The organism is Metabacillus idriensis (assembly GCF_009674765.1).
Taxonomy (GTDB): domain Bacteria; phylum Bacillota; class Bacilli; order Bacillales; family Bacillaceae; genus Bacillus_P; species Bacillus_P idriensis.
The window spans coordinates 1,417,646-1,440,906 of the sequence record NZ_WKKF01000001.1 but is presented as its reverse complement, the minus strand read 5'-3'; the positions used below and the strand labels follow the sequence as shown (position 1 = coordinate 1,440,906).

General features: G+C 41.5%; 19 protein-coding genes. All 19 read right to left on the bottom strand.

From position 1 onward, the window contains the following. Positions 1–72: 72 nt before the first annotated feature. A complete protein-coding gene (gene bcbE, locus GJU41_RS07090) occupies positions 73–1,290 on the bottom strand; it encodes a bacillibactin exporter BcbE (protein WP_070877312.1) in 1,218 nt (405 codons plus the stop codon). 147 nt (positions 1,291–1,437) lie between these two features. Then, the gene (locus GJU41_RS07085; protein WP_154318348.1) at positions 1,438–2,382 is read right to left on the bottom strand and encodes an ABC transporter permease; all 945 of its coding nucleotides are present in this window, start codon (positions 2,380–2,382) and stop codon (positions 1,438–1,440) included. 15 nt (positions 2,383–2,397) lie between these two features. Next, on the bottom strand, positions 2,398–3,444 hold the full coding sequence (locus tag GJU41_RS07080; protein ID WP_070877310.1) for an ABC transporter permease: 1,047 nt from the start codon (positions 3,442–3,444) through the stop codon (positions 2,398–2,400). Next, the gene (locus GJU41_RS07075) at positions 3,441–4,970 is read right to left on the bottom strand and encodes an ABC transporter ATP-binding protein (RefSeq protein WP_070877309.1); all 1,530 of its coding nucleotides are present in this window, start codon (positions 4,968–4,970) and stop codon (positions 3,441–3,443) included. Before GJU41_RS07075 ends, GJU41_RS07080 begins: the two co-directional genes overlap by 4 nt. A 257-nt stretch (positions 4,971–5,227) precedes the next feature. Next, positions 5,228–6,274 (bottom strand): BMP family lipoprotein, encoded by a 1,047-nt coding sequence (locus tag GJU41_RS07070; RefSeq protein ID WP_396653188.1) that lies wholly within the window; start codon positions 6,272–6,274, stop codon positions 5,228–5,230. 103 nt (positions 6,275–6,377) lie between these two features. After that, positions 6,378–7,103, bottom strand: a complete 726-nt coding sequence (locus GJU41_RS07065) for a GntR family transcriptional regulator (RefSeq protein WP_070877307.1) — start codon at positions 7,101–7,103, stop codon at positions 6,378–6,380. Positions 7,104–7,595: 492 nt separating this feature from the next. Beyond that, positions 7,596–9,953, bottom strand: coding sequence for a DNA translocase FtsK (locus GJU41_RS07060; protein WP_070877306.1), 2,358 nt, complete (start codon positions 9,951–9,953; stop codon positions 7,596–7,598). A 377-nt stretch (positions 9,954–10,330) separates the two neighbouring features. Continuing rightward, the gene (locus GJU41_RS07055) at positions 10,331–10,555 is read right to left on the bottom strand and encodes a YlzJ-like family protein (RefSeq protein WP_070877305.1); all 225 of its coding nucleotides are present in this window, start codon (positions 10,553–10,555) and stop codon (positions 10,331–10,333) included. Then, positions 10,552–11,304 (bottom strand): ClpP family protease, encoded by a 753-nt coding sequence (locus GJU41_RS07050; RefSeq protein WP_070877304.1) that lies wholly within the window; start codon positions 11,302–11,304, stop codon positions 10,552–10,554. The genes GJU41_RS07055 and GJU41_RS07050 overlap by 4 nt, the downstream gene beginning before the upstream one ends. 128 nt (positions 11,305–11,432) lie before the next feature. Further along, entirely contained in the window at positions 11,433–13,097 is a 1,665-nt protein-coding gene (locus GJU41_RS07045) for a ribonuclease J (RefSeq protein ID WP_154318209.1), read from the bottom strand. Between the two features lie 173 nt (positions 13,098–13,270). Continuing rightward, positions 13,271–14,143, bottom strand: coding sequence for a 4-hydroxy-tetrahydrodipicolinate synthase (gene dapA / locus GJU41_RS07040; RefSeq protein ID WP_070877302.1), 873 nt, complete (start codon positions 14,141–14,143; stop codon positions 13,271–13,273). Positions 14,144–14,178: 35 nt separating this feature from the next. Next, the gene (dapG, locus tag GJU41_RS07035; protein WP_070877301.1) at positions 14,179–15,393 is read right to left on the bottom strand and encodes an aspartate kinase; all 1,215 of its coding nucleotides are present in this window, start codon (positions 15,391–15,393) and stop codon (positions 14,179–14,181) included. 70 nt (positions 15,394–15,463) lie between these two features. After that, a complete protein-coding gene (gene asd / locus GJU41_RS07030) occupies positions 15,464–16,507 on the bottom strand; it encodes an aspartate-semialdehyde dehydrogenase (protein ID WP_070877300.1) in 1,044 nt (347 codons plus the stop codon). A 139-nt stretch (positions 16,508–16,646) separates the two neighbouring features. Further along, positions 16,647–17,246, bottom strand: a complete 600-nt coding sequence (dpaB, locus tag GJU41_RS07025; RefSeq protein WP_070877299.1) for a dipicolinate synthase subunit B — start codon at positions 17,244–17,246, stop codon at positions 16,647–16,649. Beyond that, positions 17,243–18,145 (bottom strand): dipicolinic acid synthetase subunit A, encoded by a 903-nt coding sequence (gene dpaA / locus GJU41_RS07020; RefSeq protein WP_154318208.1) that lies wholly within the window; start codon positions 18,143–18,145, stop codon positions 17,243–17,245. Before dpaA ends, dpaB begins: the two co-directional genes overlap by 4 nt. 256 nt (positions 18,146–18,401) lie before the next feature. After that, on the bottom strand, positions 18,402–18,659 hold the full coding sequence (locus GJU41_RS07015) for a YlmC/YmxH family sporulation protein (RefSeq protein WP_070877297.1): 258 nt from the start codon (positions 18,657–18,659) through the stop codon (positions 18,402–18,404). A gap of 81 nt (positions 18,660–18,740) precedes the next feature. Continuing rightward, positions 18,741–19,982, bottom strand: a complete 1,242-nt coding sequence (locus GJU41_RS07010) for a M16 family metallopeptidase (RefSeq protein ID WP_070877296.1) — start codon at positions 19,980–19,982, stop codon at positions 18,741–18,743. Between the two features lie 56 nt (positions 19,983–20,038). After that, positions 20,039–20,998, bottom strand: a complete 960-nt coding sequence (locus GJU41_RS07005) for a polysaccharide deacetylase family protein (RefSeq protein ID WP_070877295.1) — start codon at positions 20,996–20,998, stop codon at positions 20,039–20,041. A gap of 127 nt (positions 20,999–21,125) precedes the next feature. Continuing rightward, a complete protein-coding gene (gene pnp, locus GJU41_RS07000; RefSeq protein ID WP_070877294.1) occupies positions 21,126–23,243 on the bottom strand; it encodes a polyribonucleotide nucleotidyltransferase in 2,118 nt (705 codons plus the stop codon). Positions 23,244–23,261: the final 18 nt, after the last annotated feature.

The following is a 23,261-nucleotide window of genomic DNA, read 5'->3' as shown; positions in this document are numbered from 1 at the left end:
TATACCTAAAAGCAACAAAGTTTACAAAAGAGACTAAAATAAAGAAAAGACGCAATACAGCCAATTTGCGTCCTATGCTTGTTTTAAAGCTAGTTTTGATTGCTTTGAAGGTTTGATAAAGAAAAGGACAATTAAGACCGCAATTAAGCTCACACCTGCAGAAACATAATAAACCAGATGATCTCCTACAGACATAATGTAGGCATAAACAGGCGGTCCTGCCGCAACCCCTATAAACCTCATTGAACTGTAAATCGATGTAATCGTTCCCCGTTCTTCCTTTTCCACTCCTTCTGTAATCAGGGCATCAAGTGCAGGCAAAGAGACCCCAATTCCAATTCCGCTTATAATTAAAAAAAGAATTAAAAAAGTAAAGCTATGCTGTATTCGGATGGCAATAAAAGAGACAGTCAGGAGGACCATTCCAAAAGCAATGACAGCTTTCATAAGCTGTTTGTTCTGTCCGATTTTTCTGCCTGCTATAAAAGAGCTGATGGATAGGGCAAGCAGAGGAACGGCAAGCATGGCTCCTTTATAAATCCCTTTAATGTTATATTGCTTTTCAAGAGTATCAGACAAATAAAAAAGCACCCCAAATAAGATAAACATGATAAAGCAGCCTATTGCAAAAATGGCATAGAGCCATCTTCCCTTTTCCTTAAAAATAACTCTTACACAGCTTAAAAATTCTTTTATTGACTGTTTCTCTTTTTCCTGTTTTGGTATTTTCACCAAAAAAAAGACAAGTGCTACACTGATCAGACTGAAAAAAGGAATAAACCAAAATGGCAAAAACCAAACAAAGGTTGCAAGCAGCGCGCCGATGATCGGACTTAAGACTTTTCCTGCTGTATTTGCTGTTTCAATAAGCCCTAGTCCTGAACTCACTTCTTCATCTTTTTCAAACATATCGCCGATAAGAGGAATGACAACAGGAGCAGCTCCCGCTGAACCAATTCCTTGAAGAACCCGTCCGAGAAGGATCATCGTAAAAGGATCATCCAATGTCCATGAGGCCCATCCTGATACGGCCCCTCCTGCACCTGCTATTAGCAGACATGGAACCATGACTAATTTCCTTCCGAAACGGTCAGATAAATAGCCTGCAACTGGTATGAGGAGAATGGCAACAACTGAATATACGGTTATGATGAGAGACACTTGAAATGATGAAATCCCCAACTGTTTTTCAATCAGGGGCAATACCGGAATTAACATGGAATTTCCAAGAGTCATCACTAATGGCACGGATGACAATGCGATTAAATCAAACTTCTTTTTTGCTCCCATTCTTTTCACCTTTGTTTCGTAGTATCTTGCATTGATTAGATTTTGCCTCTAAATCAAAAAACTATACTCTGACCCTTTTATGACATACATTCTTTGATATAAAAAAGCGGCCTGGCCTCAATAAATGAGGCCAGGCCGCTTCTCTGATCAACGTTTTCCTTTTTCGTAAGGAGTTCCCAGCGCTTTTGGTGCATCTGCGCGTCCTATAAATCCAGTTAAAGCTAAGATAGTTAAAACGTAAGGTGTAATTAACAAGTACATTGTCGGTATGCCTTCAAGCAAAGGCAGCTGTCCGCCGATCACGCTCAGACCTTGAGCGAGTCCGAAGAATATGGCAGCTCCCATAGCACCAAGCGGATGCCATTTACCGAAGATAAGAGCAGCAAGAGCCATGAATCCCTGTCCGCTGATTGTTGCATGGCTGAAATCACGGGCAATGATTGTCGCATAAACAGCACCGCCGACACCAGCGAAAGCTCCGCTTAAAATAACGCCGATATAGCGCATTTTCACAACATTGATCCCCATAGTATCTGCTGCCATCGGATGTTCTCCAACTGCGCGCAGACGGAGGCCAAACGGCGTTTTATACATAACGAACCAAACAGCAAACGCAGTAATAATGGCAATGTATGTTGTAATATATCCGTTTGAGAAAAATAATGGTCCAATAACAGGAATATCACTAAGTAAAGGGATATCCATTTTGCTGAAACTTTCTGTGATGCGGTCTGTTTGTCCTTTTCCATAAAATAATTTTACGAGGAAAAGCGATAACCCAATGGCAAGAAAGTTAATAGCTACTCCGCTTACAACCTGATCGGCACGGAATGTGATGGATGCTACTGCGTGAAGAATGGAAAGCAAAGCTCCAGCAGCCATTGCAACTAAAATAGACAGCCACGGAGTTGCATCTCCAAATGCATCGGCATATGTCAGGTTAAAAACGATGGCAACGAAGGCTCCAATAACCATCAATCCTTCAAGCCCTATATTAACAACTCCTGACCGTTCACTGAACATGCCTCCAAGTGCAGTGAAAATAAGCGGAGCGGCAACGAATAACGCTGTAGGGATGATGAGTTCTAGCATCTGTAGTATGCTCACTTATTTCCCCTCCTTTTTGAAACGCAGTAAAATCCAGCGAATGAAATAGCTAGAAGCGACGAAAAGAATAATCAGAGCAATGACAATTTCAACAAGCTCATATGGCACACCGGCCTCAGATGGCATGTTCAGCGCTCCGACCTTCAATCCGCCGAATAAAGCAGCTGCGAAAATGATGCCAAGTGCTGTATTTCCACCTAAAAGGGCTACAGCGATTCCATCAAATCCAACACCTGTAAATCCGCCTTTGACAGAAACATACTGGAATGTTCCAAGCCCTTCCATTGCACCGGCGATTCCTGCAAATGCTCCGGAAATGACCATTGAAAGAATAATATTGCGGCTTACATTCATACCTGCATACTGGGCGGCATCCTGATTAAATCCTACCGATCTCAGTTCATATCCTTTTGTTGTTTTTTCAAGGATGAACCACATGACAAGTGCGCCAATTAACGCAAGGAATATTCCGTAGTGCATTCTGGAATAGTCAGTCATACTCTGGAAAAACTCAGAGCTTAATGAAGCAGAAGGGAAAATGTTTTCCGATTTATCCCCTTTATCAGATAAAACATACTGAATTAAATGATTTGTTAAATATAAGGCAATATAGTTCATCATAATTGTCACAATTACTTCGTGAACCTTGAATTTTGCTTTTAATAATCCTGGAATGAAACCCCATAGTGCACCTGCTGCTGCAGCAACGATGATTGCAAGCGGCAAATGAATGATTTTAGGAAGCTCAAATGCAACTCCCACCCAAACAGCTGCAAACCAGCCTACAATCAGCTGTCCTTCTACACCGATATTAAATAAACCTGTGCGGAATGCAAAAGCGACAGCAAGTCCGGCAAAAATATACGGAGTTAACTGACGGATTGTTTCACCGATATAATAGGTATCTCCAAAGATTCCGTTCCACAATGCTGAGTAGCCGGCAACTGGATCATATCCGGTTACGAGCATAATGATCGCTCCGCAGATCAATCCAAGCAAAACAGCAATTACGGGTACGATAATATTAAAATAGCGCGCTATATTCATGATGATGCACCTGCTTCCCTGCGGCTGCTTCCTGCCATGAGCAAACCAAGCTCCTGCTCGGTTGTTTCCTTCGGACTCACAATCGCAACGATTTTTCCTTCATAGATAACCGCAATTCTGTCACTTACATTCATTATTTCCTCAAGCTCAAATGAGATGAGAAGGACGGCTTTACCTTTATCTCTTTGCTCAATTAAGCGTCTATGAATAAATTCAATCGCACCGACATCCAGTCCCCTTGTCGGCTGTGCAGCAATTAATAAATCAGGATCTCTGTCAACTTCACGGCCGATGATGGCTTTTTGCTGATTTCCTCCTGAGAGAGCACGCGCAAGTGTTGAGCTGCTTGGGGTTCTGACATCAAATTCTTTGATCAGTTTTTCTGATTTGTCATAAATCGCTTTGAAATTCAGCACGCCTTTTTTTGAATAAGGCTTTTGATAATACGTTTGCAGCACCATATTTTCTCCGACCGGAAAATCAAGCACCAACCCATGTTTATGACGATCCTGAGGAATATGGCCAACACCGGCTTCAGTAATCTGACGGGGACGCTGATTTCTTATGTCTTTGCCATTTAAAAGAATGGAACCAGACTCTGAATTCATTAATCCTGTAATGGCTTCAATCAATTCAGATTGACCATTGCCGTCAACTCCCGCGATTCCTACAATTTCACCGGCTTTAACTGATAGATTCAATGAATCGATAACCGTTACATTTCTGCTGTCTTTGACTGTTAAGTCCTGAATTTTAAGTACTTCTTCCGCTGGAACAGCTTCTGTCTTTTGAGTAGTAAAAAGAACTTCTCTGCCCACCATAAGAGCTGCCAGTTCGTTTGGATTTGTCTCAGGAACATTTACAGTGCCAATGCCTTCTCCTTTGCGAATAACCGTCACGCGGTCACACACTTCCATAATTTCTTTCAGTTTATGAGTAATCAGTATGATTGATTTGCCTTCTTTGATCAGTGTTTTCATGATGCCGATTAATTCTTTTATTTCCTGCGGCGTAAGCACAGCAGTCGGCTCATCAAAGATTAAAATTTCAGCTCCCCGGTACAGCGTTTTCAAAATTTCTACACGCTGCTGCATTCCTACTGAAATATCACTTATTTTTGCAGATGGATTAACAGCAAGTCCATATCTTTCTGAGATTTCTTTTACTTGCTTTTCTGCATCCTTTAAGTTAATTTTTCCTGTTTTAACAGGTTCATTGCCGAGAATAATATTTTCAGTGACAGAAAAATTATTGACAAGCATGAAATGTTGGTGTACCATACCTATTCCCAGATCATTAGCAATGTTAGGGTTTGTAATGTTTACTTTTTTGCCATTTACACGGATTTCACCTTTTTCAGGCTGATATAGACCGAATAATACGTTCATTAAAGTGGATTTTCCAGCGCCATTTTCTCCCAGAAGCGCGTGAATTTCACCCTTTTTGACCTGTAAATTGATATTATCGTTTGCGACGATTCCCGGAAATTCTTTGCGGATTCCAAGCATTTCAATGACATATTCCAACATGATCACTCCTTTTCCTGAAGCTCATTGATGATTAAGATGATAGATGTTAGGAAATTTAGTTTACCCTTATATATCTAGTTTCATTGACTCCCTTTTTACTTTTAAAATCACCAACTAAAAATCTATAATTCCATTACTCAATGATGTGCATATCGAACTAGTTTTCGTTTATAGACTTTTAGTCAGGCGACTTTTCAGGCTAATAAAAAGGCTAGGATCAAACTAGCCTTTTTATCAGTAATATAGTTTAGTGCTTATTCAAATGGTACCTTAATTTCACCGTCAATGATTTTTTGCTTGTATTCATCAACTTTAGCGATAACTTCTTCAGAAAGGTTATCCTGTGTAGGGGCAATTCCTACACCGTTTTCTTTAAGACCGTATTCAATGATCTCTCCGCCAGGGAAGTCGCCGTCTTTAGCTTTTTCAGCTAAGTCTTTAACAGCAACGTCAACGCCTTTAACCATAGAAGTAAGTGTTACGTTGAAGCCGTCGCCTTCGCCAAGCTCATGCTGATCGCGGTCAACTCCGATAACCCATGCGTCTTTGTCCGGATTTTTCGTTTTCAAGTCAACTGCTGCAGTGAATACGCCGTTTCCAGCTCCGCCTGCTGCGTGATAAATTACGTCTGCGCCTTGACCGTACATGATTTCAGCAACTTGCTGCCCTTTAGCTGCATCACTGAACGTACCTGCATACTGAACGATTACTTCTGCGTCAGGATTAGCTGCTTTAACTCCTTCTACAAATCCAACTTCGAACTTTTTGATTAATGAACCTTCCATACCGCCAACAAATCCTACTTTGTTTGATTTTGTTGAAAGTCCTGCAGCAACACCCACAAGGAATGAGCCTTCATGTTCTTTAAATGTGATGCTTGCAACGTTAGGCTTGTCTACTACACTGTCAACGATTGCAAAGTTTGCATCTTTCTGCTGATCAGCAATTTTTGTCACAGCATCTGTCATCAAGTAGCCGATTCCATAAACTAAATCGAACTTTTGACGAACTAGTTTATTTAAGTTTGTTTCATAGTCTGCGTCGCTTTGAGATTGAAGGTAATCAAATCCGCCTGTCCCTTTTTCAAGGCCGTTGTCCTCACCGTAAGACTGAATGCCTTCCCATGCAGACTGGTTGAATGATTTGTCGTCAACTCCGCCTGTATCAGTTACCATTGCAACAGAGTAGCCTTCTTTTTTGTCTCCGCCTGCATTGTCTTTATCTTCAGATGATCCGCAAGCGCTCAGCAATGTTCCTGCAGCAAGTACAAGTGACAATGTTAAACCTAATCGTTTTTTCACTTTCATTTTCCCCCTATTATTCATTTGAAATGTTTGTTTACAAGAGCCTTTGTCCAAAACACCTTCGTCCTTGGAACCACCTCCTTAAAATAGCAAACGTTTATTACAAGCGCTTTCTTACTACATGGAAGCTAAATTGATCAGCGCGGAAATAATTCAGTGAGAATAAAACGGGTTGATCATTTTCATCAAAATGCATTTGTTTTAAACATAGCAAAGCGGTTTCAGGATCACATTCAAGGATCGGGGAAATCTTATCGTGATATCCGATTGGTTCTATGTGAGTTACTGCATACGAAATATAGCGTCCAGCCTCGTCATGGAGCAATTCAAACAGAGATTCCTGCTCATGAATGAATGACTGCGGAAGGATATGTCTTGGTATTTTGTCAAGGCAATAAACGACCGGCTTTCCATTCGCCGTTCTGACGCGTTCAAGCAAAAAGATATCGTCGTTTGAACGGCATTTAAAGCGTTTAACATCTTCCTCGGTAGGACTGTTAACTTGTGAGGATAAAAAGATAGTGCCAGGAACCATATTGGCCTGTTCGATCATTTCTGTGACACTATTTAATTGCTCAATTCCAGAAGTGAACAGCGGTTTGGAGTTGATGAACGTTCCGACGCCATGACGGCGAATGATAACGTTCTCTTCTTCGAGAATGCGAAGCGCTTCCCTCAATGTTGCGCGGCTGACTCCGAGTTTTTTTGAAAGCTCAAATTCAGATGGAAGTTTTTCTTTTTCTACGTATGTTCCATTTTCAATATCTTCTTTAATTTTATCAATTACTTGCAAGTATAAATGACGGTTATCTGTTTTTATGGTCATATTAAGCCTCCGTCTAATCGTTTCAATCCAGAGATCAGACATCTGATGTTATACCCTTTCTCTAATCGAAAATAATATACCATGTATTCTGAAATAAATAAATAGAAATTTATTAAATTTGTCGAAAATTGATAGCCCTTTCTCACTAGTTCTTCTTTTTTTCTAGAGATTTCATCACAAAGAAGACTCTATTATTCTATTCATTATTTACTATTTTCAGTTATTATTTTTTATTTATTGGCTGTTTTCGCACATAGATTGTTGTTTTTTATTATAAATGCTGTCCGTTCCTTTCCGCTCCAGGAACTTGCTTTCCGCGGGGAGCATGGGAGCCTCCTCGGCTTGGCCTGTGGGGTCTCCCATTTTGCTCTATTTCCCGCAGGAGTCAAGTTCCTTCCGCTGCAATCCACTTAAGGTTTTAAACATCTAGACTATTAGCAGCACAGTTTACGAAAAGAGCTTAAAAAAAAGAAAGGCCAAATGCGCCTTTCTTTACGAACTTACTTCATCATAATGATCTTTTGACAGCAGCACTTCTCTTGGCTTGCTTCCTTCATACGGGCCGACAACCCCGCGGTCTTCCATTGCGTCAATCAGTCTTGCGGCTCTCGTATAGCCTACTCTGAATCGTCTTTGCAGCATTGATACAGAAGCTGTCTGCATTTCCAGAACCAGCTGAACAGCGTCATCGTAAAGATCATCACTGACCTCTTCCTTTACATCCGGAGTTTCGCTCGGTATCATTTCCTCCTGATATTGTGCTCTTTGCTGAGAAATCACATAAGATACAACCTGCTCGACTTCTTCATCTGATAAAAATGCTCCCTGCACCCTGACTGGTTTTGATGCCCCTACAGGGAGAAACAGCATATCTCCGCGGCCAAGAAGCTTCTCTGCGCCGCCCATGTCAAGAATCGTTCTTGAATCTGTCTGTGACGAAACGCTGAACGCAATTCTTGATGGAATATTGGCTTTAATTACTCCCGTAATAACATCAACAGAAGGGCGCTGTGTGGCAATAATTAAATGAATGCCCGCAGCCCGCGCCATCTGTGACAGGCGCGTGATGGAATCCTCTACATCAGATGAAGCTACCATCATTAGATCTGCCAGCTCGTCCACGATCACTACGATATAAGGGAACTCAGGATTTTTTGTTCCTTCTTCCAAGTTGGATCTTCTGATATATTCATTGTAGCCTTCAATATTTCTTGTCCCTGTATGAGAGAAAAGCTCGTATCTTCTCTCCATCTCATTGACTACCTTTTTTAAAGCTTGAGAAGCTTTTTTGGGATCTGTCACAACTGGAGCAAGCAGATGCGGAATTCCGTTATACACATTCAGCTCTACCATCTTGGGATCAATCATCATCATTTTCACTTCATGAGGCTTTGCTCTCATCAGTATGCTTGTAATAATGCCGTTGATGCACACACTTTTCCCGCTTCCTGTAGAACCAGCAACAAGAAGATGAGGCATTTTATTCATTTCTGCAAGAACAGCATCACCTGAGATATCTCTGCCAAGCCCCATAAGAAGCTTAGCCTCCGGACGGTCATTTGCTTTTGATTCGAGCACCTCGCGCAAGGAGACCATGGCAATTTCAGAATTAGGAACTTCAATTCCAATAGCTGATTTCCCTGGAATCGGCGCTTCTATCCGAATATCTTTAGCAGCAAGTGCAAGGGCTAAATCATCGCTCAGATTTACAATTTTACTTACCTTTACGCCTACATCCGGATAAACTTCATATTTCGTAACCGCTGGGCCCAAGTGCACCTGCGTCACTTTTGCTTTTACGCCAAAGCTTTGAAACGTTTTTTCAAGCTTTCGCGCATTTTCATAAATGTTCTTTTTATCCGTTTGCTGGCTGTTGACCTTCGGCTGTGACAAAAGATCAAGGGAAGGCAGCAAATACGATTTATTTTCTACTTCAGTAAATGTAATCGGCGGCACTGCAGGTTCATCGGCCGTTTCGGTTTCAGCTTTCTTTTTCGGCGTTCTGACAGGAGGCTCGGGCTTAACCTGTTCCTGCTCCTGATCAAATGCTTTAATTTCGAGTTCATTCCTGTCTGCAAAACTTGAGATAATCGGCTCAACATGAATGATTTCTGCTTCTTCTTCCTCTGCAGGATCCTCTTCATGCCTTCGCTCTTTTTTAGCCTTTTTCGTCTTTGCAGCTTCTGCTTTTTTCGCATTTTTTATCGATTGCGGCAGATTTTTCATATCTTCGTAAAAGGCAATTGCCTGTGTTTTCATAAAACGAAGAAATGGCGCAATGATTTTCCCGAGTGTTGAACCGAGAGATCTTCCAGTAATAAGCACAATTCCAATTAATATTAAAATAAAAGAAATGATGCGGGACCCCGCTGCTGCAAATAAATAATAAGATGCTGCAAAAAGAATGGCTCCAATCATTCCTCCCCCAAGATCAGGCGTTCTTATCTGTCCATTAACCTCCATGAAAAAAAGTTCCCATGTATTGGTTATGACGCTAGGCGAAGAGAGGGCGCCTTTTTTGGTAAGCATCTGAAACAGCGTGACATGACTGAGAAGCAGGATAGCAGAAAGGATGCAATACAGGCCGACAATCTGCCTTGAAAATAAGGACGGCCATCTTCGGTTCCACATCACATAACCTGATAAAACAAGCATGCCGATTAAGGCTGCCATATACCATTCCCCAATAAAAAATCTGAATAAGTAAACGAACGTTTTTCCGACAAAACCTAAATTTGAAATCGCGATCAGCGAAATAGCGAGCAGGACTAGCCCGATGAGTTCAAATTTCAGCGTTTGCCGCCAGTCATCCCCTGTTTTTTTCTTTTGTCTCCGTTTTTGTTTTGCCATTAGTTATCACCTATGTATAAAATTTGCTAATGGCTGATTTCGCATAACAGCTGTGAATCAGTCCCAGCATTTTAGTAAATATCGAGCTCTTTCTATCAGAAAAAGATAAACGTATATCTTTATAAAAGGCTCTTTTCACATTGATTGTTGTTTGAGATTATACATTTCACAAGTGGATCTCCGCTGCAGTCCACTCATGGGTTAAACATTCTTTCTAAAAGCAACAAACGATATAAAAAGAGCCATTATAAAAAACTGACCATTTATCAATTTAAGACCGAAAACAGCAAGTTTCACGAAAAAAGCCTTTTATAAACAAAGAAAGCAGCCAAATGCAGGCTGCGGTCATGTTTGTGTAAAGTTAGTATAGCATATTATCAGGAAAACGAGAATGTCATAGATATTTTTTGTCCGGGAGAATATTGCTCGTTTAGAAAATCCTGCGGATCTGTGCTTAAAAGCCGGACAATTTCATATTGGTTCTGTTCTGTCTGTCTTACTACCATTTGCATTCCATTCATTTCAATGGTTGAAACACTTTCAAAATCAGCTGTTTGTACTGGGAATATGAGTTCCTCAGGCATGGATGTGTATAAAATCATTGCAGCATTTGCTCCTCGCCGGATTCGTCTTTTTTGCCGATCATTTCATTTAGTTTCATGATCGCCTGGCCTACACCGCCGACTCCGTCAATAAGTCCATAATCGACAGCATCATTTCCGACAACATTCGTACCAATATCCCTTGTTAAGTTGCCTTTTGAAAACATAAGCTCTTTAAACTTTTCTTCCGTAATATTCGAATGTTTGGTAACAAAATTAACAACGCGGTCCTGCATTTTGTCCAAATACTCAAACGTCTGCGGCACTCCGATGACAAGCCCTGTTAATCTGACTGGATGAATCGTCATAGTCGCTGTTTCTGCAATAAAAGAATAGTCGCATGAAACGGCAATCGGCACGCCAATGGAATGGCCCCCGCCTAAAACAATGGAAACAGTAGGCTTGGATAAGGATGCAAGCATTTCTGCTATGGCAAGACCTGCTTCCACATCTCCCCCAACTGTATTCAGCACAATCAGGAGTCCTTCTATTTTAGGATTTTGCTCAATGGCCACGATTTGCGGGATGACATGCTCATATTTAGTCGTTTTATTTTGAGGTGGAAGCTGGATATGCCCTTCAATTTGCCCGATGATTGTCAGGCAATGAATTCTTGCATCCTGGGATAATTGCGGAACATTTGTCGATCCAAGCTGCTGAATTTTTTCAACTAAAGAAGGTTCCTTCCCCTCTTGTTTATCCCCATTCGGTTCTGAATTTTCCTGTATGTAGCGGGAATCTTTGCTCATGTGGCTTCACCCTTCCTTTCATGAATGTGTTTATTATTCGCAGATCTTCCTGAAAACATTCGAAAGGGGGTAAATTTAGGCAAGGCAATTCAGACAAAAAAAAGAGCCTTAAAAAAGGCTCTTTTTGATTAAATCTCCATGATGATCGGTAAAATCATCGGTCTGCGCTTCGTTTGTTCAAATAAGAAACGATTCAGCGCCTCGCGGATGTTTAATTTCAATGCAGACCATTCAATACCGTGGCCCTGCATGCTCTTTTCTACAATTTCTGTAACCATGTCAGAAGCTTTTAAAATAAGTTCTTCCGATTCCCTAACATAGACAAATCCTCTCGAAATAATCTCAGGACCTGATATCATTACTTTTTTAGAGCGGTCGAGGGTGACAACGACAATGAGAATGCCATCCTGGGAAAGAAGTCTGCGGTCTCTCAATACGATGTTTCCGATATCACCTACGCCTAAACCGTCTATCAATACATTTCCTGAAGGAACTTTGGAGATGGATTTTACTTTATGCTGAGAGAACTCAATGACATCGCCTTTTTCAACAACGAAAATATTTTCTTCTTCCATGCCGGCGGATTTAGCAAGTTTAGCATGTGCTTTTTGCATTTTATACTCACCGTTAATCGGAATAAAGTATTTCGGCTTCATCATATTCATCATTAATTTTAATTCTTCCTGACTGCCATGGCCAGATACATGGATTTGCTTTTGTCCGAAAATGACATTCGCTCCAGCACGGTAAAGCTGATCGACTGTTTTAGAAAAATGAAGCTCATTTCCCGGTACAGGTGTTGCAGAGATGATGACTGTATCATCTTTTTCAATACGAATTTGTTTATGAGCACCTTTTGCCATGCGGGTTAAAACCGTGAGGGGTTCTCCCTGATGACCTGTTGTCAGAATGGATACTTCATTTTTAGGATATTTATCGATATCTTGGACGGGTATGATTAAATTTTCACTTTCAGTGATGTATCCTAAATTTTTCGCAATTTCATAAACATTTTTGATTGAATTTCCAAGCAGGACAAGTTTTCTCTTATTATCAGATGCAGCTTCAATGACTTGGACGATGCGATTGATGTTTGAAGCATAAATCGCCACAATCGTTCTTCCATTTGCATTGTACATCGCATCTGAAATTTCATGGCCTACAACTGTTTCAGATGCTGTAAACCCAGGACGCTCCGCATTTGTACTGTCTGATAAAAGACAAAGGACGCCTTCTTCTCCTATCAGGGCCATTTTGCCTAAATCAGAGCTTGTATTAAGCACAGGTGTTGTATCAAATTTAAAATCCCCTGTATGCACAATCGCTCCAAGTGAAGTGTGGAAGCATACTCCGACTGAGTCAGGAATGCTGTGAATCGTTCTGAAGAAAGACACATTCACCCCATCAAAATCTAAAACAGTGGAAGAATCAACTTCCTGGTAATCTGCTTTTTGCTTCGGATTTAGTTCTTTTACCTTTTGGGACACTAACGCAAGAGTCAATTTCGTACCATAAACTGGAATCGACAGATGTCTCAGCACATAGAAAACGCCGCCAATGTTCTCGTCGTGACCGTGTGTTAAAAAGATGCCCTTCACGCGATCTGCATTCTCCCGCAAGTATGTAATGTCAGGAATGACCATATCAATCCCTAACATCCCGGCTTCTGGATACATTAATCCAGCATCAACGATAAAGATGTTATGATCGATTTCAATGACATACAAATTCTTGCCAATTTCTCCAACTCCGCCTAGGGCAATAATCTTGATGTTTTCTGTCTGTTTATTCAATTGGTAATCCTCCTTGAACCCGTCCAATACAACTACTGCCTATTATAACTGATGAAAGAAATGGAATACAAGGAAATAATCTCTTGGGAGCTGAGTAAATGAAAAGAAAACGAATCAATTTTCATATATTGAGATCAAAAAAAGGACCAATCCTGTGACTGGTCCTCTTGTTTTTAGATGGAATTGATGACGTTCGTTAATTCATTTCTTTCTGTTTCAGTTAATGAGATGAGCGGCAATCTTACAGGTCCTACGTCAAGACCTTTGAGCTGAAGAGCCGTTTTAACAGGTGCCGGATTTGGTGCTTTGAAAAGCTGTTTCATTACAGGAAGCAGCTGACGGTGAATCGCGCCTGCTCTTCCATTTTCACCGGTGTTAAAAGCAGCAATCATTTCCTGCATTTCGTTTCCGATCACATGTGATGCTACAGAGACAACCCCTGCACCCCCGATAGAAAGAACAGGAAGTGTCAAGCCGTCATCTCCAGAATATAAAGCGAAATCTTCCGGCGTTTTTGAAATAATTTCAGACATTGCATCCAAATCACCGCTCGCTTCTTTCACAGCAACCACATTTGGAAGCTCTGCGAGGCGGGCGATGGTATCCGGAGAAATGCTTACTACTGTGCGTCCTGGTACATTGTAAATCATAACAGGAAGCTCAGTGGCCTCTGCAATCGTTTTAAAATGCAGGTAAAGACCCTCTTGATTTGGCTTATTGTAGTAAGGTGCTACAAGCATCACTGCGTCCACTCCTGCAGCTTCTGCTTTTTTTGTCAAATCAATTGATGCTTTAGTGTTGTTGCTGCCTGTGCCGGCAATAACAGGCACTCTGCCGTTTACTTCAGAAACAACATGCTTAAATAAAGCGATCTTTTCTTCTGATGTAAGTGTAGGAGATTCACCTGTCGTTCCTGCCACAACTAATGAATCTGATCCATTTTGAATTAAGAAATTCACTAGCTGTGATGTTTTAGCAAAATCAATGTTTCCATTTTTATCAAATGGGGTTACCATGGCTGTAGATATCTTACCAAAGTCAATCATTGTGACACTCCTCTTTTTTCACTTGAATCTTAGTGTTAGTCCGAGAGATCAAATGCTTCATGCAAAGCGTTGACTGCATTAATCATATCCTCTTCTTTTACCAATACCCAAATTGTTGTATGACTATCTGCCGATTGAAGAATTTGTATGCCCTGTTCAGACAGTGCGGTTACAATTTTAGCCGTTACACCGGGCACTCCGGCGATACCCGCTCCAACTGTCGAAACTTTTGCACAATGCCTTTTGACGGCTGGTTCATAATCCATGCCTCTTAAAATTTCAATCGCAGCATCTGTTACATCTTCCGCAACCGTATAGATGACAGATCTTGGCGTGATATTGAAGAAATCGACACTGATTCCTGCGCGCGCCATTGCTTTAAATACTTCAGTCTGCACCTCGTATTGCCCTTCTTTGGCAGAGACATGAATCTGTGTGACATTTGATACGTTGGCGATGCCTGTGATCAGTCTGTCATTGATGTCGCTGCCCAGATTTTCAGAATGATGGGAGGTAACAAGTGTGCCAAGACCTTCTGAATAGGTCGAACGGATTCTGATTGGGACTTTAGCCTGCATGGCAATTTCAACAGCCCGCGGGTGAATCACTTTTGCCCCCTGATAAGCAAGGTTGCAAATCTCAGTATACGTAACCGTTGTAAGAGGCTTTGCTTTTTCAACTATTCTTGGATCAGCTGTCATGACACCTTCTACATCCGTAAAAATATCAATGAATTCTGCTTCAAGAGCTGCTCCAAGCGCTGCTGCGGATGTATCGCTTCCGCCTCTGCCGATCGTCGTTATGTCTCCGCTTTTAGTTGCTCCCTGGAAGCCTGCAACAACGACCACATCATTGTAGTCCAGCTCTCTTCTGAGACGTTCGCATCTCATATCAAGGATCTTTGCATTTGTATAGTCTTCATTTGTTAAAAATCCTGCCTGTGCTCCGCTCAGTGAAGAAGCTGCAATTCCTTCTGACTTCAGCATGCTTGTGAAAACAACAGAAGAGATTGTTTCGCCGCAGGATAACAGCATATCCTGTTCCCGCTTTGAAATCGAAGCTGTGCCGCCGTATAGAAGATTTAAAAAAGAATCTGTCGCGTACGGGTCTCCGTTTCTGCCCATTGCTGAGACAACTACAACTACTTTATACTGCTCTTTTAATGCATCACTTATATGTTTTAATGCCATTTTCCGGCCGTGATCATCTTTGACAGATGTTCCGCCGAATTTTTGAACGATTATTTTCATCCTTACACCCCGACTCTATACGTAAGAGAAGAGAGCAGGTATTATGTACCCTCGCTCTCTCCGACCCTGCTTATACTAATTTCAATTTAACAAGACTTTCTGCAATCTGAACAGAGTTCCATGCAGCACCTTTTAAGAGATTATCAGAGACGATCCACAAATGGAAGCCATTTGCACGATCAGGATCTTTGCGGATGCGTCCGACAAATACATCATTTTTCCCTACACAGTCAGCAGGCATTGGATATGTTTGTGTAAGCGGATCATCCTGAAGAGTAACACCAGGTGCATCTTTTAATAATTCATGAATGTCCAGTACACTGACAGAATCCGAATCAAGTTCAATATAAACAGATTCAGAATGACCAGTCTCAACCGGAATTCGCACACATGTAGCGGCAATTTCAAGGTTTGACATGTGCATGATTTTTTTCGTTTCATTCATCATTTTCATTTCTTCGAAAGTAAAGCCATTTTCTTCAAATTTATCAATTTGAGGAATGGCATTAAAAGCGATCTGGAAATGCTTTTTGTCGCCCTTTACCGGAAGAATTTCAGGAGTAAACTCTTCGCCTTTCAAGATTGCTTCCGATTGAGTTTTTAATTCTTCAATTGCAGCTGCCCCGGATCCTGATACTGCCTGGTATGTCGATACGATTACTTTGTTTAAGCCGTGAGCCTGGCGCAATGGTTCGAGAGCAACAACCATTTGAATAGTAGAGCAATTTGGATTGGCGATAATGCCGTTATGTTCGTTTAAATCTTCCTCATTTACTTCAGGAACAACAAGCGGAACATTTTCATCCATGCGGAAGGCACTTGTATTATCAACAACAATTGCCCCGTGCTTGACAGCTTCAGGAGCAAATTCTTTAGAAACACTGCCCCCTGCGCTGAAAAGGGCGATTTGAACACCTTTAAAGCTGTCAGGGCTTGCAGCCTGAACTTCATATTCTTCACCTTTAAACATAACTTTTTTGCCTGCTGATCTTGCTGAAGACAATAAAGTCAGTTTAGAAATAGGAAAGTCCCGCTCTTCCAAAGTCTGAAGCATTTGCTGTCCCACTGCGCCTGTTGCGCCAAGGACAGCAACATGATAACCATTAGTATTCATCAATCAAAACTCCTTCCGCGATTATCCGTATACAAGCCGGATTAACTTCATATCATATTGTGTATTAGTTTATCATAGACTAGGTGTATTCATTATACAACCATGATTTTTCTTGCCTTCTATTCTATCAAGAAGCAGGCTATTCGTCATCACGAAATTTTTCAATAATCACCGGCTGAAATTGTGAATGCTCTAATGCTGCTTCGACTGTTTCCAATAATAAGTCCATTTTAGCCACTAAAGAATTCGGCTTTTTAAAAGGAGCATCCTGGCCAAATGGAATAAAGTAAATATTCTTTGCCGCCATCAGCTTCATCAGATTTGCACCGTTTAAACCAAGCCCGTCATTCGTCGAGATGCCAAGTACTACCGGTTTGTGGTTTCTTAAAGTAGCCTTCGCAGCCATCAGCACCGGTGATTCTGTCATTGCATTTGCAAGCTTGCTCATTGAATTGCCGGTCATAGGTGCAACAACCATGCAGTCAAGCGGAATTTTCGGCCCAAGGGGTTCTGCTCCTACAATTGAATCAATGACTTTATGGCCCGTCAGTTCTTCAATCTTCTTTATCCACTCCTCACCTTCGCCAAATCTTGTATTAGTGAATTTTACTGTATTTGTGACGACAGGCATGACATCTGCTCCTTCGTCAATCAACCGTTTAATCTGCGGATAAACTGCATCATATGTGCAGTGAGACCCCGTTAGTCCAAAACCGATTCTCTTGCCTTTAACCTTCATGATGATGACCCCTTCCTTTTGGAGAATTCCTCTGTAAGCAGCGCCGCCAATACGTTCGCCACAATCTGACCGGCCGTTTTCGGTGCGACTATCCCCGGAAGACCCGGTGCGAGCAATGCTTTTATGCCCCTTTTTTCAGCATATTTAAAATCCGTTCCCCCCGGCTTTGATGCAAGGTCAATTATCAATGTGTGAGCAGGCATTTTCGAGATGACTTTTGCCGTCACGATGTGATAAGGAATCGTATTAATGCAAATGTCTATTTGAGAAACTTCGTTTTCAAGATCCTCTAGCTGAAAAGACTCAAGTCCCATTTCAATAATTCTTGCTATATGCGAAGACTTTCTTGCTCCCACCTTCACTTTTGCCCCAAGTGCTGAGAATGTGCGCGCTACGCTCATTCCTACCCTTCCAAGTCCGAGTACAGCAATTCTTGAACCGTGGATCGTAAAATCGGTGTGCTGAATAGCCATCATAATTGTTCCTTCTACGGTCGGAATTGAATTGTAAATCGCTACATCATCTCTTTCAAAAAGCTGAACAAGTTCTCGGTTTGTTCCATCAATTATTCCATCTAAGTATGGATTGCTGATTCCAGAATAAATGATGCAGTGAGGAGGTGTTCTTGCAATAATCTCCTCCGTTAACACTACTTCCTCATTAGAGAAGATTGTATCGACGTGCCCTTCTATATTCGTTCCGGGAACAGGAAGAATAATGACATCTATTCCTTCAAATTTCACTTCGGCAAGCTTTAATTTCGCGGCTCCGGTAAATCCATGATCCAGCTGGTCAAAGCCTACTAAAAAAAGCTTTGCATCAAGTTCAGTCAATTTCCGTATGACCTCCAGCTGCCGAGCATCTCCTCCAATGACTGCTATGTTAAGTCCTGTTAACATACGACCCTTTCACCTACTTTTTCGCGATGTATATATTCATAATGATTAAATCCTGAGTGAACTTACTTAAACATCTTATGTAATATCTGCGGGCGGGGTGATAGACTTTCCTGCATATAATTATGAGTCAGGCAGTTAACTTTCAACATTTTAAAATCAGCTGCAGATCAGCCTCTGCACAGAAATAATGAATCATTTTGCAGCTCGCTCTTAGAAGCTGATCCCATAAAAAAAAGCGATTGGCGTCCAATCGCTTTCACTCTAAAAGTTTTATTTGATCATCTTCAATGTCTAAGATAATCATATCTGTGCCGATCTTTTTAATGTGAAGCCAGGGGACTCTTATTTCACCTCCCTGCTTTCTGAACCCAAACCATTTGACAGACGGAATGACAAGGGCTGTTATTTGACCGGTCTGTTCATTAATCTCAAGGTCCGTCTGCCCTAAAATTCCCAATCTCTCAGCTCTTTTCACATCCACGATTTCTTTTCCGCTCAGCTCGCTCAGCCGCATGGAATCACCATCCTTTTTATCATATATATCCATTTGGACATAAAAAAGACCTGCAGGAAAATCCCTGCAGGTCTTAACTGATTATTGTTTTAAAGCAGAAGGAAGCTTTCCGTCCGGGCTGATCAGAGCAATAGAATAGTCATCTGTAAATAATTGTTTTGCAAGTGCATTTACATTATCTGCAGTAACTTCATTAATCTTTTCAATCATTTCATCGAGGCTGCGGTGACGGCCAAGAAGAAGTTCATTCTTACCGTTTCGGCTCATGCGGCTGTTGGTGCTTTCTAAGCTGAGCATCAAATTGCCCTTCATTTGCTCTATGCTGTTTGTAAGCTCTTTTGAAGTAATGCCTTCTTTTTTTAATGTAGCAAGTGTTTCCTGGATCGTTTCAAACAGAACATCAAGCTGTGCACGTCCTGTGCCGCCGTAAATCGTCAGCATGCCATTGTCCTGATAAGAAGAGTGATAGGAAAAAACGGAATAGGCTAACCCTTTTTGCTCACGGACATCCTGGAACAATCTTGAGCTCATGCTGCCGCCAAGTACGTTATTTAATACAATCAGATCATAAATTTTCTCGTGGCCGACTTGAAGTCCGTCAAAGCCTATGCAAAGATGAGCCTGCTCTGTATCTTTTTTCCGGGCAAGCTTATGAGTCATGAATTCAGGTGCACCAATTTCAGTTCCCTTTTGAGACGTCTCAAATGAACCGAATTGTTTTTCGACTTCCGCAATAAAGCTCTCTGAAATATTGCCGGCTACAGAAATCACGACGTTCTCTGGAGTGTAATATTGATCCATATACTCTCTCAATGTGTCGCTCTCGAATTTAGCAAGCGTTTCTTCTGTTCCTAAAATAGGATACCCCAGCGGATGATCGCCGTATGTAGCTTTGCTGAGTAAATCATGTACGATATCGTCCGGAGTATCTTCATACATTTTAATTTCTTCGTACACAACATTTTTCTCTTTTTTCAGCTCAATGTCATCAAACGTTGAGTTGAAGAACATATCTGCAAGCACTTCGAGTGCATAGTCAGAATGTTCATCAAGCACTTTTGCATAATAACATGTGTATTCTTTTGAAGTAAAAGCGTTTACTTGACCGCCGATGCTGTCAAATGATTCAGCAATTTCCCGTGCTGATCTTGTTTTTGTGCCTTTAAAAAACATATGTTCTAAAAAGTGGGAAATCCCATTGTTTTTTTCATTTTCGTTTCGTGAGCCAGTGCCAATCCATACCCCGATTGCAACTGATCTTACGTGGGGGATATTTTCGAGCACGATTCTTACACCATTTTGGCATGTATACTTTTTAATCAAACTTGTTCCTCCTATCTATCTGTAAGCTCCAAGGATCTGTAATTGATGAGAATATGTTATTTAGATGCAGGCAGCCGTTCTTCATCCATGAGCATTGAGACAGAACCGAAAGAATAGCCCTTCTGTTTTATTGACTGAATCAATGTTTCTAAACTTCTAGACGTGGAATCAGTAGGATGCATAAGAATCATAGCACCATTATGAACCTTTTTTAGGACGCGTTCAACTAAAACGCTGGGTTCGGGCTTTTGCCAGTCAATCGTATCAACTGACCAAAGGACCGTCTCCATCTTAAATTCATCTGCTGCTGTAATCACGTCCTGCCTGAAGCTTCCGCTTGGAGGTGCGAACCAGACTGGGGCGGCGCCTGTTATTTCTTTGATGACTTCATTTGTTGAACCAATCTGTTTACGGATTTGGTCTGTTGTGATTCTTGCCATATCAGGATGGGAATAGGAATGATTCCCGATTTCATGACCTGCTTCTTTTATTTTTTTGACAAGTCCCGGATTTTCTTTTGCCCATCTTCCTTCAAGGAAAAAGGTAGCTTTTACTCCATGCTTATCAAGCACTTCAAGCATACCTGGAAGATATTCATTTCCCCAGGCAACATTAATGAGAAAAGAAACCATTGATTTATCAGGGTGCCCTCTGTAAATGGGAGCAGGCGGCAGGTCACCTAAGTGAACTTTTGGCTTAACCTGTCTAAAGACAAGCTGCTTTTCATCGAACTTCCCTTTTTTCTTCATTTTTTTATACGACTCATCAATATCAACAGATATGCCATTGTAGCCGGGAGTAGCTTTCCAGACTGTATGTATTTGAGCATCCTGTGCCGGCTTTTCATAGTCCTTTGCCTTTGCAGCTATCGCCTGATAGAGCTCATCAGGCTGTTTTACAGCTGAAACATCTTCAACTTTCATTGTAGAAACATAGGCTGATGTATATGGATTCTGTATAACAGCACCAGTTACGATTATGATGAGCGCAATGCTTAATAAATGGAACCTCTTCATGTTTGTCTTCCCCCTTTTTACTAGAAAATATGTACGAAAGGGACAAGGTAGAACATGTTGCAAGAGATGCCAAGGTACCGTGAAAAATGCAAAAAGAAGCCAGACTAGCTTCTCTGGCTTCTACACTTTAAGAATTTTGCTTTTCTTTTTCTTTCTCGTCACGAAGAACTGCTTTTCTAGAAAGATTGACGCGACCTTGTTTATCAATTTCAGTTACCTTCACAAGCAACTCATCACCGATTTTAACAACATCCTCAACTTTTCCAACGCGCTCTTCTGCGAGTTCAGAAATGTGTACTAAACCGTCTTTGCCATTGAATATTTCAACGAAAGCACCGAACTTTTCAACGCGCTTCACTTTTCCTAAATACATTTGTCCGACAACAACTTCGCGGACAATGTCTTCAATAATTTGCTTCGCTTTTTGATTCATTTCCTCATTCGTTGACGAAATAAAGACCGTTCCGTCTTGTTCAATGTCAATTTTAACGCCAGTTTCTTCGATGATTTTATTGATTTGTTTACCGCTTGGCCCAATAACATCGCGGATTTTATCAGGATTAATCGCCATCATTAAGATTTTAGGAGCATATTGAGAAAGCTCAGTGCGAGGCTCTTTAATCGTTGCAAGCATTGATTCAAGGATTTCCATGCGTCCTTTTTTAGCCTGAAGAAGAGCTTCTTCTAAAATTTCACGGGATAATCCCTCGATTTTAATGTCCATTTGAAGGGCAGTTACGCCTTTAGCCGTTCCTGCTACTTTAAAGTCCATGTCTCCAAGGTGATCTTCCATTCCCTGAATATCAGTCAGCACTGAGTAATGCTCTCCTGATTTCACAAGTCCCATTGCAATCCCTGCTACAGGAGCTTTAAGAGGAACACCGGCATCCATCATGGCAAGTGTGCTTGCACAAATACTTGCTTGTGAGGTTGAACCGTTTGATTCAAGAACTTCTGATACAAGACGAACTGTATACGGGAAATCCTTTTCAGAAGGAATGACAGGCTCAAGAGCTCTTTCGCCGAGCGCGCCATGGCCGATTTCACGGCGTCCAGGTCCGCGCATAAATCCAGTTTCCCCTACGCTGAACAGCGGGAAATTGTAATGATGCATAAAACGTTTTGTTTCTTCAATGCCAAGACCGTCAAGAATCTGCACATCTCCAAGTGCTCCAAGCGTACAAATGCTTAGCGCCTGAGTTTGTCCGCGTGTGAACAGACCTGAACCATGTGTGCGGGATAATAAGCCGACTTCAGAAGAAAGAGGGCGGATTTCATCAATTTTACGTCCATCCGGGCGGACTTTATCTTCAGTGATCAGACGGCGGACTTCTTGTTTAACTAATTTCGAGAGGATTTCTTTCACTTGTTTAAGAGTGTCAGCTTCTGCTTCCTGCTCTTCAAAATGAGCAACGACTGTTTTCTTCACTTCATTAATGGCTTCTTCGCGTGCATGTTTTTCCTGCACTTGAATCGCTGAAAGCAAGTCTTTTTCAGCCATTTCACGAATGCTTGTCTCAAGATCAGCATCAAGAACATACAGTTTCACTTCTGATTTTGCTTTCGCTACCTGAGCTGCAATTTCTTCCTGGAATGCAATCAGACGCTTGATTTCATTATGACCAAACATAATCGCTTCAAGCATGATTTCCTCAGGAACTTCATTTGCTCCTGCTTCTACCATGTTAATGGCATCTTTTGTGCCAGCAACAATTAAGTTGATATCGCTTTTATCCATTTGGTCAACTGTCGGATTGATGACAAACTCATTATCCACACGTCCGACAACAACGCCTGCAATCGGCCCTTCAAACGGAATGTCAGATACAGTTAATGCAAGGGATGAACCAAACATTGCAGCCATTTCAGATGAACAGTCCTGATCGACACTCATCACGATACTGACAACCTGTACTTCATTGCGGAATCCATCTGCAAACAATGGACGCAATGGACGGTCAATCAGACGGCTTGCAAGGATTGCTTTTTCACTTGGGCGTCCTTCGCGTTTAATAAATCCTCCTGGAATTTTACCAACGGCATACAGGCGCTCTTCGTAATTGACAGTCAACGGGAAAAAGTCAACCGTTTTAGGTTCTTTTGATGCTGTTGCTGTACTTAATACAGCTGTTTCTCCATAGCGGATCAGTGCCGCGCCGTTAGCCTGTTTTGCCAGCTGGCCAACTTCTACGGTCAATTCTCTTCCAGCCCAATCAATGGAGAACACTTGTTTTTCTTGTCCCATATAAGAATGAACTCCTCT